The following is a 15,728-nucleotide window of genomic DNA, read 5'->3' on the forward strand; positions in this document are numbered from 1 at the left end:
TTTAATCACCATTCATTCTTTTCGACATCATCCCATTAGAAAAACCTGCTTCAAGGATGAACATAATATGTTCTCTTTCAGCAGGTGTTCTCTTTCAAAAATAGATAAAATCATTACTTATTTTTTCAAATTATATATCTCATATAAACTATCAAGCATTAAATTCGCTGATTTATATCCTGCACCTGCACTCCAATACACTTCATCTACTTGATACACTTTTTCATTCTTCACAGCATCAAGTTCTTTCCAAAGTGGATGACTTGTCCACTCTTTATAGTTCTTCTCAACTAGTTCTGTATCTTTAGATGCGTTAAAATTAAAAATCGTATCTGCATTTAAATCTGGAATACGTTCCTTAGATGTAATTTTTTCTCCCCACTCTTCTGAATCATGACCTTCTGGACGTTCAAATCCTAATTCATTTAAAATAGATCCTGCATAACTACTATAATAAACACGCATATGATCTGAACGGAAGTTTGTAATAGCTGCCGTAAGTGGTAAACGATCACCCATTTGCGATTTAAAATCTTTTACTCGGCTATCCCAATCAGCTACTAATTCTTTTTCTTTATCTTGTTTATTCATCGCCTCAGCCATTAAGTGCAATGTATCTTTCCATTCGTAGATTGTATCATCCATGATTGTTGGAGCGATTTTAGAAAGTTGCGGATAAATTTTTTCATGACGATAGATAGAAGCAATAATCAAATCTGGTTTCAATTTAGCAATTTCCTCTAAATTAGGCTGTAGTTCTTGGCCAATAATTGTCGTACCTTCTAAATCAGCTCTTAAATATTCATAAATCGGTTGTTGATCCCATGATTCAACGACACCCACAGGTTTCACACCAAGGGCAACAGCCGTATCATTCGCTCCTTGATATAAAGTGACAATTCTTTTCGGTGTGCCTTTTATCGTTGTTTCTCCTCCAGCATGTTTAATAACACGCTCTTCTTGAGCTGGCGTAGCTTCTGTTTTCTCCTCTGTACTCGACTTTTGTCCGCAACCTGCCAAGATTAATAAACATGTAATGACATATAAAAAAATAGATAATAACTTTTTGCTAGAAAACATATGTACATCCCCCTAATTAGTAATGATAATTATTATCATTATTAATTATACCTAGACGAACTTTAATAACCATGAACATTTACGTTTACTCTTTGGATATTTCCGTCATATATGAATAATTGATAGATTTTATCTAATAGTAAATCATGAGATAACGACGTATAGCATGTATACAGATGTTGACTGTCATATAAACAATGAATAGCACGTTTTTTGACAGCCTTCAAATTTTCCCATGCAGGGTTAGTATAAAGTGCATAAACTTGATTTTGAATCAATTGATTCATAGACTCTGTACCATCATGCTGATAAGTAGTGAGAAGAATCCGGTCCGCATCAAACTTTACTAAATCTTCAAGCGTAACCTCCCTATAGTGAGCAATATGTCCCACCCCTTCAGGGAGTGCAAACTGTAAATCTCCATAAAGAACTGCTCCTACATTCCGTGTGCCATACACACACATTTTCCCATCACCAATTCCTACAATTAGGATTGTATCCTGTCCAACCTTTCCCTTTACTTGATTTCGTACCTTTTCCACCTTGCGCTCATAATTCTCCAACCAAGTTACAGCTTCCGCTTCCTTGCCGACGACTTTTGCAATTGTCTGAAAATGAATACGCCAATCTTGAAAGAAAGGAAGTGTAATCGTCGAAGCAATTTGATCATATAGCTTCTCTTTTTGAGATTTCTCAAAGTCACGAAACTCACACGTCAAAATTAAATCAGGGTTTACCGATATTAGTTTTTCCAAATTAGGCTGATAGTCCCCAATTGATATTGTGTGACGCAACTGATTGAAAATCGGATACGCATGATTCTTAACAGCTGCATAAGGTTCAATACCAAGAGCAACTAAATGACCTGTTAGTAAATGCTTTAAGGAAGCAATCTTACTTGAATTTTTAATTCTCTCCACGTAAGCCGTTGGTGAAAATCCAGTCACTGCCTTAAACTTACGACTAAAATAAAATTCATCATTAAATCCTACACTGCTTGCGATTGAACGCAAAGGATCTTTTGATAAAATAAGAAGCTGTTTAGCTCGATTAATGCGAACTTCCGTCAAATATTCCGTTGGACTCTTTCCAATTTTACATTTAAATACTCGTGAATAATAATCTGGACTCATGCCAGAAAGAGAAGCCAAATACTCGCGTGTAATATTTAAGGAAAAATGTTGTTCTATGTAATCTTGCGTGATTTTAATAGCCTGATTTACATCTTGCTTTTGCTCTTGAACATTTGCTTTAAATAAAGCGACAAGCATTTCTTGAAAGATAATATTTCCACTCATCCAATCCCATGGATTCTGACTTTGTTGCTTCTCTTGTACCTTTTTCACTCGGCCAAGCAAATAATCAAAATAACTTGTCAAAATCTCGTCTGCATACTTCAAATCTGTTATCACATAATGACCTTGATCCTTTGTCGTTTGAAGTACAAAAAACTGAAGATGATAGTAATCTATTGAATCGTCTTCATGAAAAAGAAGTTCTACAGACACGTTCGGAGAAATAAGAAAAACTTGTTGTCTATGTAATGGGTAGCTTCTTCCATTCATAATAATTTCCCCGCTAGCTTCTTTAAATAACAAAAGAGTAAACAGGGATGTCTCTCTAGAAAAAAACGTTGAAACTGAACGAACATGTTTAATATCTTCTATTTTATATAAGCAAGAAGCCAATTTTTCATTCAGATTTTTATTTTTGTACACGGTCATTCACCTCTTATATATAACGATAATCATTCTCATTATATACTGAACACCCCAAAAATAAAATGCTATATAAACAACTAAACTAAGTGCTTTTAATCATTGGCTATGTTAACTTCACTATTCACTATATATCTAATTAAAGTTGCCCCATAAACCTGATTACCGTTTCAGACGTCTTTTAACAGAATCTAATTCAAAGAACAAATTCTTCAATTGTACTTTGGAAAATGTGAAGAGCTTTAGATGTTTCAGCATTCTTATTTTTCACAATGGAAAAAGGTCTTTTTATTTTGTGATTTTTAATATAAAGCGCATGTAATAAATTTGTTTCTAACTCACTATTCACTGCCCATCGAGATAATAAAGCAATCCCGAGTCCCGCTTTGACCGCTTCTTTTACTCCTTGATTACTGCTAAAAATAAAAGAACGTTTAATGGTTAAATTCAAATCATCAATCAATTTATCCATATATGTTCGCGTTCCTGAACCTTGTTCTCTTAAAATCCACACTTGATCTTGGAGCAAATCCTTTTCGATTAAACTTTTTTGAGAGAAAGGGTTTGGGTTTGGTGCAACAACAATCATCTCATCTTCCATAAAAGGTTCAATTATTAAATCATCAAACTGCGCTTCTCCTTCAATTAAACCTATATCTAATTCGTTCATTTGCACTCCATGAGTCACTTCATCCGTGTTAGAAATAATCGTTTCGATATTGACAAGAGGATATTGAGCCGCGTACTTCGCTAATACCTTCGGGAGAATATACTCTCCGATTGTGAAACTAGCCCCTACTCGTAATTTCCCCGTTACAATATGCTGTAAATCATGAATTTCATGCTTTGCTTCTTCATAATGTACTAAAATCTGCTTAGCATGTTTATATAAAATGACTCCCGCTTCTGTAAGGCTTACTTGCTTAGGTGAACGATGAATCAACTTAGCCCCTAATTCATTTTCTAAATTTTTAATATGCAAACTAACATTAGGCTGCGAAATATGCAATAACTCTGCTGCACGAGTAAAGTTCTTTTGTTCAATAACTGTTACAAACACCTTCATTACATCTACAATCATATATAAACTCCTATCCAATCACTTCAATCATTAGTTTTTTTAATACTTACTATATTATATATATATTTAACTAATGAAAGAAAGCACTTTATAGTTTAGATAAGAAAGTGCAAACCGTTATGTTGGAGTGATTAAAATGCAGCAACCGTACACCAAAGAACAGCAGAAAAAAATATTCTTTTTTAAAGGGATTGGATTAACATTTGTTATTGCTCTATTGGCTAAATGTTTAGCATGGCTCCCTTTTTTCAATATGATGGGGCAACTCGTGATAGCGATTTTAATTGGAATGACGTGGCGGGCTGTGTTCAAAGTACCAGATGTTTTATTAGCTGGTGCGAATTTTTCGAGTAAAAAACTACTTCGTTTTGGCATTATTTTATTAGGAATGCGACTTAATTTCGTTGATATGATAGATGCGGGCCCTAACGTTTTTGTTCTTGCTGTTATTAATATTATCCTTACTTTGATTATCGTTTATGGATTAGCTCGACTTTTTAAAGTAGATGAAAATTTAGGAATCTTAACAGCCTGCGGAACGGCCATCTGTGGAGCTGCCGCTGTTGTAGCCATTGCTCCACAACTAAAAGCGAAAGATAATGAAATAGCCATTGCCGCTGCGACAGTAGCAATTTTAGGAACCATTTTCACAATGAGTTACACAGTACTCTATCCTATTATGCATTTGAGCTCACACGGTTATGGTGTTTTTTCCGGTGCTACTTTACATGAAATTGCACATGTCATTGCTGCAGCTGAACCTGCGGGAAAGGACGCTATCGATACAGCCATTATTGTAAAATTAACAAGAGTCGCATTGCTTGTTCCAGTAGCTATTGTCATTGGAATATGGATGAATCGTTCAAAAAATAATAAACGAGATACAACTTCATGGACACCGATTCCCATTCCATGGTTCATTTTTGGATTTTTAGCCATGAGCGTAATTAATTCCTTAGGCATTATTCCAGCTTATTTAGTCCATTACATTGTTCTTCTTGCTTATACATTCATCGCAATGGCTATGGCTGGCTTAGGTGTAAATGTTGATATCGTTATTTTTAGAAAATTAGGATTTAAACCTTTTAGTGCAGGATTAATCGGCTCTATTTTGCTATCAATTTTAGGATATGTGCTGATGCATCTCTTGAATTTAGTTTAAATTTTACAAACAAAAGGCTACCTTCCTTTCATTCAGAAGGTAACCTTTTTTAGCTCGTTGCCTTTTTCGTTTTAGAAGTCGATTTCGCTTTTGGCGATTTCTCCGGTTTAGTTTGTTCAATGCTCTTATTTAAAGCTTCCATAATACTTATAATATTTTCCTTGTTCGGATTTATAACAGATTTTACTCGGACATCTTCTTTCTCAATTTTTGTCTCAATCAAATCAAGTAAAGCTGTTCGATATTCATCTTTATAATCCTCGGGCACGAACGGTACCGTCAACTGGTTAATAAGAGTAGTTGCTGCAATAAGTTCCTTCATTTGAATCGTTACTTGTTCTTCAGAAGGCAGGTTAGACACCTGTTGAATCGAACGTACCTCGTCTGGATAATGAATGGTTTCAAGGATAAGTCCATGTTTATATACACGAATGATAGCTAAATGCTGTCGGCTGCGCAGTGAAATTTTTACGATACCGATTTTTCCAGTTCTCTCTAACGCTTGTCGAAGAAGGACATAGGTTCTTTCAGAGCCCTCCATTGGATTAATAAAGTACGAACGTTCAAAATAAATCGGATCAATTTCCTCTAATTGTACAAAAGAAATTAGGTCAACTGACTCCACTTCGTATTCTCGCTTTAAATTACGTAACTCTTCTTCACTGACAATAACGTATTTGTTAGCACCATATTGATAGGCCTTGACAATATCCTCAGGCTCAACCGGTCCTTCTTCACACCCCGGAGCCACCTTTTCATATTGAATGGGCACAAGACAATCTTTATGGATCCCAATAAGCTTAACGTCTTTGTCTTCAATAGCACTGTGAAGTTTAATCCCTATATTGACCAACCCAAACGATAGATTGCCTTTCCAAACTGTATGCATGCGATCACCTATACTCTTTTTCCATTACTATGTCCTAAGACAAGAAAAACATAACCACTTATGTATCCCACTTCTCTTTTTCACAGGCTCATCGTACTCATTGTTAAAAAACATATTGAACAGTTTTTCTATCTGAATCTATTGGTAACTGGAATTTTTACAGTTGGATTCCCCCATCTATTAATAAAGATTTAAGTTTTCTCCAAGGATACAAGATTTATCGGTCTCAGCATCACCTATTATAAGAACATTTCTCCCTCATCTAATTGTTGGAAAATATATTGAACAGTTTCTATATCTGAAGCTGTTGGTAATTCGAATTGTTGTTGATACGTTTCGGCACCTTTACCTGTAATAAAAACCCAATCCCCTTCATCCACTTGGTCCAAAACGTTTTTTATTGCTAAAGTACGGTCAGGTATGACAGGTCCGCTTTGACTTAACTTATAAAGATCTTGCTCCATATCATCATAAGAAACACCATTTAAATCATCTAAAGTAAGAACACTACGATCACTGAATGTTTGAGAAAGGTTCACCATTTCTCTACGTTTATCGGTATCCCTATTTCCTCTAAAGCCATAGATATGAAACACTCGTTTAGCCCCCTCGTCTCTGGCCGTTTGCAGGCAGTGATAGAAAGCATCTGCAGTATGAGCATAATCAATCACAATAGTCGCTCCATTATTAGGATGCTGCATCATTTCAAACCTGCCGGGAACACCAGGGAACATTTCCAATGCCTGAATAATTTGGCTGCTAGGAAGACCCATTTTTTGAGCCGTTAAAAAAGCCATGGAGGCATTCAAAATATTATGATAACCTAACATCTTAAGATTTAGGTTAAAACTTTGGTTCCTTTCAAAAATCAATGTAAAAACATCAGATTTTATCTTGTGAATTTTTAAATGATGGTATCTTTCATCCCCTATAATACATATATCTTCATCCTTTAGGTTTAGAAGATTCACCAACTTTTCTCCCCAACTGTTATAGTGATTAACAATCGCTTTCCCATGAGGTTTTAATTGATTGAACAATTTGGCTTTCACTAAAAAATATTCATCCATATCACGATGGTAATCGAGGTGATCATGATCCAAATTGGTAAATAAACAATAGTCAAACTCCACGCCTTCTACTCGGTATTGTGCTAGGCCATGGGATGAAACTTCCATAATAACAAATTCATCTTCACTTAACGCAAGCAGTCTCTGCAATTCAAGAGCATCAGGAGTAGTGTTTTGAGAAGGAGAAACTTGACCATTTATCACATTGTGCACCGTACCAAATACGGAACACGTTCGGCCTAATGCCTCCAAAATATATTTGAGCATAAAAGCGGTAGTCGTTTTACCATTTGTACCTGTTATCCCAATTAAAATCTTCTTTCTTGAAGGATGTTCATAAAATTGACAAGCTAGTTTAGCTAAAGCTAAACGGCTGTTAGATACTTTAATATAAGGAACAGGTAAATCCTTCAAGTTTTTTTCTCCCACGATTACACTAGCTCCAGCTTTTATAGCCGATTCAATGAAATCATGACCGTCCACCCTGTAACCTGGGATTGCAACAAATACCTCATTTGGTCTTACAGCAGATGAGTTAGTACTTATCCCCTCAATATTCATATTAGGTATAGATTCATCTGCAAGCTTTTCAACACACTCTAATAGGATGTTTAATTTCAATTCCTTCTCACTCCTGAAGTTATATAATGGTTGATGATTTTTGGGAATTCGTTGAAATTTTCCTCTTTCTATTTAAAAGAATTTACTTTATTTATAACCAATTACAAAATTCATAACCAAAAAATATGAGCCTCTTCAGCGCGCAGACAGATTATTCTTTTCTTAGCTTTTTAAGCTTTAGAAAAATAAAAAATGCAGCCCAATCAACTTGGACTGCTCCCCATTAAATTACTGGTCAAATTCCATCTTCCAGCTAAAATACTCATTATCGGGATTTTTCTCATAGCGTAACTTCGCATCGAATTTATTGCCTTTTTTACTTGTTAATCCTTTAACCGGTGCTATGCCATTTTTCAATAGTGCCTTCACCATCGTCTTTGTGGGCTTCTTCTTCATCGTTGCTAAAAATTTATCATTTTTCCAAATGACGAATTTACAGCCATTTTTCCAATTGCTGCAGCCAAAGCCTTTTTGTCCTTCAATAACGGCATGGCCACAAAGGGGGCATTTCCCCAATACTTCATTCGGTTTGCGTTCTGTCGTTACTTCATGAATCGTGATTTCTTTTTCACTTTTGATTGTTTCAACGGCTTTTGTCGTGAAATTAAAAATAAGCTCTAAAAAATCATTTTTACTGAAGTTTCTTTTTTCAATATCAAATAAAGATTTTTCAAGGCGTCCAGTAAATTCCAAATTAAACAAATCTTTAATTGGGAACGTTTCAACAAGCTTTCTGCCTAGCTCTGTACAGACTAAATTTTTATTTTCCATCGAAATATAGCCGACATCTTTTAGCTTCTTAATTGTTTCGGCACGTGTAGCGGGAGTACCTATACTAAATCCGCTTAAAATAGCATGCACATTTTCTTCACTTTCACCGTCACTGTCATAGTTCTTTCCACATGTCTCCATCACGCGAAGCAATGTTTTTTCAGTATGCTGCTTAGGCGGCTTTGTAACATGAGAAGTAATTTCATGCTTGATGATCTCTATAGGATCGTTCACTTGTACGAGTGGCAAAATCGTATCTTTCGATTGAACGTTCTCAACCTTTTTCCATCCTTCAACAAGCTGTACTTTTCCTTTTGAGAGAAAGATGCCTTTTAAATCTACATTCACAATTTTTGTTTCAATTCTCGTTTCCTCATATTCAGCAACCGGCATAAACTGCATAATAAATCGGTTTTTAATCGCCTGATATACTTGTGCTTCATCCTGAGTGAGATTTTTCGGCTTCAAATAAGTAGGCACAATCGCACTATGGCTTTCTACTTTTGCATTATCAAAGACCCTTTTTGACTTCACAAACTTAATTTCATCTCGATATGGTAAATCTTCTGATAACGTTTCTAGCACTTTTGCTGTTTTACCGACAAGACTTTCTTCTAAAGCGATACTCGATGTTCGTGGATAGGTAATGAACTTTTTCTCATACAACGATTGAGCGACTTTTAATACTTTATCTGATGTCCATCCTTTATATTTACTCGTAATATGTCCTTGCAAATTCGATAAATTAAATAAAAACGGTGGATATTCCTTTTTCTTCTGTACTTGCTTATCGTGTATGATTGCGGATTTGTCAGCTAACATCTGTTGAATCTCTTCCAGGGTTTCTTTACTTTTAAACTTCTCTTCTTTTCCTTCTATATATGTTCCTTCATATTCTTCATTCTTCTTTGTTTGAAAAGTAGCTTGCAGCTTAAAATAGTTTTCTGGAACAAAGTTTTCAATTTCTTTATCGCGATCATAAATAATTTTTAACGTCGGCAACAGTACGCGCCCAATATTTAACGCCTTGCCCTTCCCCTTTTGATATTTCAGAGTGGCTACGGATGTTAAGTTTATTCCTATTACCCAGTCTGCCCATTGGCGGCTAACACCAGCATCTTGCAAGGGCTTCAGCTCTGAATTGAGCTTAATATTTTCTAACCCTCTCATCACTTCAGCTGGAGTCCATTCGTTTAATAATAATCGATATACCGCTTTATCTGTCCCCAAGTTATAAATGATACTATCTCCGATGACTTGTCCTTCACGGTCATAGTCACAAGCTGAAATAATAGCCTCTACATCTCGTCTTTTCATTAAACTCTGAATAATCTTTAGTTGCTTTTTGGCGCCCATATCTGGCTTTTCTCTATTCCTCGGATCACTTTTCACTTTATATTTAAAAGTTGGCGGAACAAACGGGAAGTTCTCCATTTTCCATGTAGACATTTTCTCATCATAATCTTTTGCATCATATAGTTGAAGTAAATGGCCGAACGCCCATGTTACAACATAGCCATTTCCTTCAAAATAACCGTCTTGTCGATTTTTTATTTTCAGTGCATCTGCAATATTCTTCGATACAGATGGCTTCTCTGCAATAATTAACTTCATTCAATTAATCACCTTACATCTAAAATTTCCGAAGCAGACTTGCTTAGTTTTTTATTTTATCATAGACAAGCTTATAATTGGCAGAAGATGATATAAGTGTACTTACTTAAACATACTTTTTGAGGACGGTAAAAAGGTAATGATCTGAGGAGAATGATTGTTCAACTAAACGGAAAGGCTGCCTCGAAAGCCATTTTCATGACTTTTGGGACAGCCTACAATCATTCCAGTTTCTTAATAAATAAAATAAACATTCTCTAACACATATTTGCCATTCTTTAATTGGGCAAATGTAGCAAATCCCGTCCCTTTATACGTATTGTCAACCTTCAACTTGGAAGTTTTGACTTCTTTAACGGCCTTCGAATAAGTGGAAAGAGTTTTTTTCGAATTGACTTTTCTCATTTCCTTTACTTTTTGGCTGTAATTATCACGTACATATTTGCGGCCAAGTAAATAGTTACTATCTGCTTTCTCAGCTACATGTTTATTAACATATGAATTGAAAGATTTAGTTTTTCCTGTATTAAGAGAATCACCATAAATTTTTATAAGTTTAACAGCTTCCGGCTTTAATTCACTTGTCACTTTTTTCATGCTAAATTTCTTAGGGAAAGTTAGTACCCCTTTTTTCGAAACAGTAGCAGATGCTTTTGTCACACTAACAGATGTGGATGTTTGCTGTGTAGCTTTAGTTTCTGCTCCGACTCCTATTGAGCTAAATAAAAGGCTACATGCTACAATTGTTGACATGATTATACCTTTTTTAATTTCTTTCTTCTCTGTTTCATCAAAATTCCCTCACTTCTATCTTCTTTTGATAACATAGGAATTTTCAATATATATCCAAATTAACTAATATTATCATAATAAATCTATTATTTAGTTTAACACTTCAAAAACAGGATAAAATACCCAATATATTCATTTGAATAATTAAATTAATCTAGTTCACTTTTATCTACAAAAAATAATTGAAAGCGATTTCTAACTGCACCTAAAACCTCTCACCCACGATATAAGGGCCTGTGGTCCGCTAATGAATGAAGTGATGAGCTCCATCCAACAGCTATCCAGATATACTTTCCTTCCATTCATTTCTCAACAAAGATTTTATACTAGATTCATATTTTAATAAGAGATTCCTCCTACTATTTTCATGGTCCGTATAACACCTTTCTCTTTACTGCTCCATCGAAAGTAATTCAACCAAAACCCAAAAATACCCTTAATAACCAATTGAAAATTAAAAGAATTTTTGTCCCACCCCCAAAATTTTAAAACGAATACCTAAACTTTTATTGATGGTCATTTTTTGTCGAAAAAGTTTATCTGATGGATGAGCAACATTTAGAATCACTTTCGGTTAATGTTCCAATAAAGTGAAACTTCCATCAGTGGGGGGTTTTACTTCATCCCCCACTGATGGTTAGTTGAACCAATCGGACCTTAACGGGCAGTTGTCCCCCACCTCTCTTCCTTGTTCACTCTGAATTTTGAGGTGGAGGCCTTACTGCCCGTTAAGAGTGGGATAAATTTTTTAGCGAGATTCATTGTATAAAATCAATCTATTAAATATAATTGTAAATTTTTCGACACTACACCTATGAGGAGGAATCTAATTGAATCGAGTTTTTATGTGGGTTATCAGGTCATTGTTTGCACCTGTCACGGGAAATGCAGGAGCAGTTGCGAGTACACTTGGTTTTTTTCTGGCCTTTTTGCCTTTAGATAGTTTAAGAATTCCATTATTGCTTGCTTTTTCACTTTTGTTGCGTCTTAACATTATCGCCTTATTCCTTGGAACGTTGATTACCATTTTCATTCCTAACATTAGTGATTTACCCTTTCTAGATTTACAAGCATTGGAAGATTACTGGTTATTTTCTTTCCTAGAAGCTAAAATACAACTTTCGCAAGCGATTGAAGCAGGTGTCCTAGGGGGGGGAATCGGTCTTGTTTGCTATTTTTTCTTCCACTGGTTTTACAATTTAGGGCTGAAAAAAAAGGAGAGAAATCAAGAACATGTTTTTCTTGATCCTGCTAAAAGACGCTGGTCCATTATTAAACGAATAAGTGCAGGCTTTACTGCTTTAATTGTTTTAGTATCGATTTTTTTTATTGAAAGCCTTAATACTAATCCAGCATTTCCTGAACTTCAATTGGATACTAGCACAGCAAAAAGTGGGATTGAGCCGATTAATAGAAGTTTAAGTGAAGAAGAGCTTGCTTCACAGATTCAAAAAACGAAGCCTTCCCCTATTATTCAAGAAAATGTGGGTCTGTTGAACAAAAAACAAATAGCTACCAAACAAGAGGTTTATGGTTTTTATGTCAATTGGGACGAGAAAAGCAAAACTTCCTTTAAAAATAATGTTCATTCTATTACAACGTTAGTGCCGGAATGGCTGCAACTTACTTCTAGCCTTACCCTTAAGACCAGTACTGACAACTCTATTGTTGCAGAGGCAAAAGAACATGATGTAAAAATCCTTCCATTAGTTAACAATTTTATTGACAATAAATGGGACGGCGATATACTGCACCGATTATTTACTACTCCCGGTGCTGAAGATCGTTTTATTAAAAACTTGTTAGCTTATGTGAGAACAAATGGCTTTGACGGTATTAATATAGACTTTGAAGAAATTGATCAAAAGGACAAAGCTCATTTCACTCGTTTTATGAATAAAGTTTCTAAAGCATTTCATCAACATGATCTCATGGTCACAGTGGATGTCCCGCCGAATAACAATAGTTTTGACTATGCTTCTTTAGCAACTAGCGTTGATCGGATGTTCGTTATGCTATATGACCAGCACCACGCCATGAATAAACCTGGACCTATAGCTTCATCTAATTGGATAAAAGAGAACTTACACCAGCTCAATATTCCTTCCGAAAAATTGATTGTGAGTTTAGGAAATTATGGATACGACTGGGAGGAAAACTCCAAGCAGCCTGCAGATACGATGACGTTCGGGGATATCACGAATCTGGGAATTGAAACAAACTCCAAAATCTATTGGAATAAAGAAACAGGCAACCCTTATTTACGCTATAAAAAGAACGGAAAAAACCATATTGTTTGGTTTTTAGATGCTGCTACGTTTTATAATCAAATGAAGTTATCGATAGACAGCGGTTCAAAAGGAATAGCGGTTTGGCGTCTTGGTTCTGAAGATCCTTCTATTTGGAATTACATTAATAAACCAAAGGAAATGGACAACCCATCCAATGCCCTTAAAACCTTGGTCAGTTCTGAGCCTGTTCACTATACAGGGGCTGGAGAAATTTTAAAAATTGTTTCTCAATCAGAAAAAGGGAAAAGAACCATTCGATTGGATTCACATGGATTGATTGAAGCCGAAACCTATGTGAAATTACCAAAGCCTTTTCAGGTGGCTAAGTATGGCAAATCGAAAACGAAAGAAGTCGTCCTTACCTTTGATGACGGTCCTGATCCAACCTATACAACACAAATATTGGACATTTTGGACAAGAATCATATAAAAGGGACCTTCTTTATAGTTGGAGAGAATGCTATGATGCATCCTGACCTAGTTAAAAGGATGTATAAGGAAGGGCATGAAATTGGCAATCATACCTTTTCCCATCCTAATGTTGCATCCATCACACCGTTTCAAACAAAAATGGAGATTAATGCAAATCAACGTTTATTTCAAGCAATTACAGGTCATTCAATGAACCTTTTCCGCCCACCATTTGAGGCCAATGCAGAACCGAGCACCAAGAGTCAACTGTTGCCTATATTACGGGCACAGGACATGGGTTATACCATGGTTGGAGAATCTATTGACTCTAACGATTGGAAAAAAATTTCTAGTGATGAAATTGTAAAGCGGGTATTGGATCAGCTGCCAGAAGGAAATGTGATTTTACTGCACGATGCCGGCGGCGACCGCTCCAACACGGTAAAGGCCTTACCCATTATTATTAAAGAACTTGAAAAGCGCGGTTACACATTTACTACTATTGGTGATCTAATTGGAAAAAGTGATAGTCAAATTATGCCTTCCGTTACGAAGCAGGACAGCTCTTATCTGATCTATGACAAGGCTGTATTTAAGATCATGCAAGGTTGGAGTTCAGGCTTAAGCTTCTTGTTCTACTCAGCTATCCTTTTAGGAATCTTGCGTCTGGCTATCTTCGTTTTTCTATCTAGAAAGCAGGTAAAAGAGTACAAAGAGACCGAAATCGATCCTAGCTTTACACCTTTTGTAAGTGTCGTTATTGCCGCCTATAACGAGGAGAAAGTCATTTGCAAAACAGTTGATTCAATTTTATCCAGCGATTACTCGAACTTTGAGGTACTGATTATCGACGATGGATCAAAGGATGCTACTGCTGCTGTTGTTCAAAAAACGTATGCAAGTCATCCTCTCGTGAGATTAATTAAAAAAAACAATGGGGGAAAATCTTCTGCTGTTAACCTTGGTTTTAAAGAAGCAAAAGGGGAAATCGTAGTTGCTCTGGATGCTGACACACTCATTGCTGAAAATGCCATCTCACTGCTTGTAAACCATTTTAAAAATGAAAATGTGGCTGCTGTTTCAGGTAATGTAAAAGTAGGCAATAAGGGGAATCTCCTTACAAACTGGCAGCATATCGAATATGTGACAGGCTTTAACCTAGAGAGAAGGGCCTTTGCCGCTCTCAATTGCATTACGGTTGTTCCAGGAGCAATCGGTGCATGGAGAAAGACAGCGGTAGAAGAAGCTGGGTACTATAAAGAAGATACACTGGCAGAGGATACCGATATCACTCTTACTCTTTTACGTCTTGGGAAAAAGATTGAGTTTGAAGAAAAGGCTTATGCCTTTACAGAAGTACCAGAGGATATTAAAAGCCTTGAAAAACAGCGTTACCGCTGGGTTTATGGTACATTACAATGCTTATGGAAACATCGCGGGGCATTATTTAATAAAAAACATAACTCATTAGGGTATATCGGTCTTCCAAACATGTGGATTTTCCAATATATTTATCAAACGATATCACCTATTGCGGATATATTGTTCATTATGGCCCTTTTTGGCAAGCACCCTGGTAAAGCAACCATTGGATTTATACTGTTTTACTTGCTGGATTTCTTTACTTCTCTATATGCGTTTCGATTGGAGAAAGAAAGTCCTAAACCACTAGCTTCCTTGTTTCTACAACGAATTTTATACAAGCAGCTTATGACTTATGTCGTAATAAAATCCATCTTCTCGGCAATAAAGGGAGTAACCGTTGGTTGGAATAAACTAAAAAGAAAAGGAAATGTTACTCAAGAGACCTACATTGCGGAGGTTAAGGAAAAAATATAATAGAATATCTGCACAGACCTTTCCATTTGGGAAGGTCTTTTTTATATTGATTTATTAGAGAAAAAGGACCACCATTTTTTGGTGATCCTTTTTGAAAGAATTACATTTTCTTTCCGTTGTTCTCTTTTTTATCTTGAGGGCTCATAGCCTCTTCTTTTTTATTCTGAGAGCTTGCAGCCTTTGCTTTTGCGTCTTGAGAAACTTGTTGTCCATGGTTGGTTGTCTTTTTGGTTGCACTTGTTGTATTAGTTGCCGTCTTCGTTGGTGATTCTTTTGCTCCGGTTGTATTCGTTTCCGTTTTCGTTGGTGCAGTTGTTGTCGTTGGTGCTTTTGCTCCGGTTGTATTCGTTCCCGTTTTCGTTGGTGCAGTTGTTGTCGTTGATTCTTTT

General features: G+C 35.9%; 9 protein-coding genes and 1 pseudogene. 2 read left to right on the top strand and 8 right to left on the bottom strand.

Annotation, left to right across the window (positions count from 1 at the left end; all coding sequences use genetic code 11):
• Nucleotides 1-117 precede the first annotated feature (117 nt).
• The 3 genes from V7068_RS01025 to V7068_RS01035 form a co-directional block, all read right to left on the bottom strand.
• A complete protein-coding gene (locus tag V7068_RS01025) occupies nt 118-1,080 on the bottom strand; it encodes an ABC transporter substrate-binding protein (protein ID WP_499710557.1) in 963 nt (320 codons plus the stop codon).
• A gap of 62 nt (nt 1,081-1,142) precedes the next feature.
• The gene (locus V7068_RS01030; protein ID WP_499710558.1) at nt 1,143-2,798 is read right to left on the bottom strand and encodes an AraC family transcriptional regulator; all 1,656 of its coding nucleotides are present in this window, start codon (nt 2,796-2,798) and stop codon (nt 1,143-1,145) included.
• A 196-nt stretch (nt 2,799-2,994) separates the two neighbouring features.
• Nucleotides 2,995-3,879 (bottom strand): LysR family transcriptional regulator, encoded by an 885-nt coding sequence (locus V7068_RS01035; protein ID WP_499710559.1) that lies wholly within the window; start codon nt 3,877-3,879, stop codon nt 2,995-2,997.
• Between the two features lie 136 nt (nt 3,880-4,015).
• Between V7068_RS01035 and V7068_RS01040 the strand changes: the two genes are divergently transcribed.
• Nucleotides 4,016-5,041, top strand: a complete 1,026-nt coding sequence (locus V7068_RS01040; protein WP_499710560.1) for a YeiH family protein — start codon at nt 4,016-4,018, stop codon at nt 5,039-5,041.
• A gap of 49 nt (nt 5,042-5,090) precedes the next feature.
• On the opposite strand, the gene ku is transcribed toward V7068_RS01040, so the two are convergent.
• From ku to V7068_RS01060, 4 genes are all read right to left on the bottom strand, one after another.
• Nucleotides 5,091-5,930: a non-homologous end joining protein Ku gene (ku, locus tag V7068_RS01045; protein ID WP_499710561.1), complete on the bottom strand. Its 840-nt coding sequence runs from the start codon at nt 5,928-5,930 to the stop codon at nt 5,091-5,093.
• Nucleotides 5,931-6,169: 239 nt separating this feature from the next.
• Nucleotides 6,170-7,621, bottom strand: a complete 1,452-nt coding sequence (locus V7068_RS01050; protein ID WP_499710562.1) for a UDP-N-acetylmuramoyl-L-alanyl-D-glutamate--2,6-diaminopimelate ligase — start codon at nt 7,619-7,621, stop codon at nt 6,170-6,172.
• A gap of 228 nt (nt 7,622-7,849) precedes the next feature.
• Nucleotides 7,850-10,006, bottom strand: a complete 2,157-nt coding sequence (locus V7068_RS01055; RefSeq protein ID WP_499710563.1) for a type IA DNA topoisomerase — start codon at nt 10,004-10,006, stop codon at nt 7,850-7,852.
• A gap of 234 nt (nt 10,007-10,240) precedes the next feature.
• Complete coding sequence (locus V7068_RS01060) at nt 10,241-10,759, bottom strand: hypothetical protein (RefSeq protein ID WP_499710564.1); 519 nt, start codon at nt 10,757-10,759, stop codon at nt 10,241-10,243.
• An 884-nt stretch (nt 10,760-11,643) separates the two neighbouring features.
• Here V7068_RS01060 and V7068_RS01065 point away from each other — a divergent pair.
• Complete coding sequence (locus V7068_RS01065; protein WP_499710575.1) at nt 11,644-15,339, top strand: trifunctional glycoside hydrolase family 18/polysaccharide deacetylase/glycosyltransferase family 2 protein; 3,696 nt, start codon at nt 11,644-11,646, stop codon at nt 15,337-15,339.
• Nucleotides 15,340-15,439: 100 nt separating this feature from the next.
• Here the strand turns inward: V7068_RS01065 and V7068_RS01070 are convergent.
• A pseudogene (locus V7068_RS01070) lies at nt 15,440-15,728 on the bottom strand (hypothetical protein); the annotation flags it as partial.

The sequence above is a fragment of the Bacillus sp. JJ634 genome, assembly GCF_036962285.1.
GTDB classification, from domain to species: Bacteria; Bacillota; Bacilli; order Bacillales; family DSM-1321; genus Peribacillus; species Peribacillus asahii_A.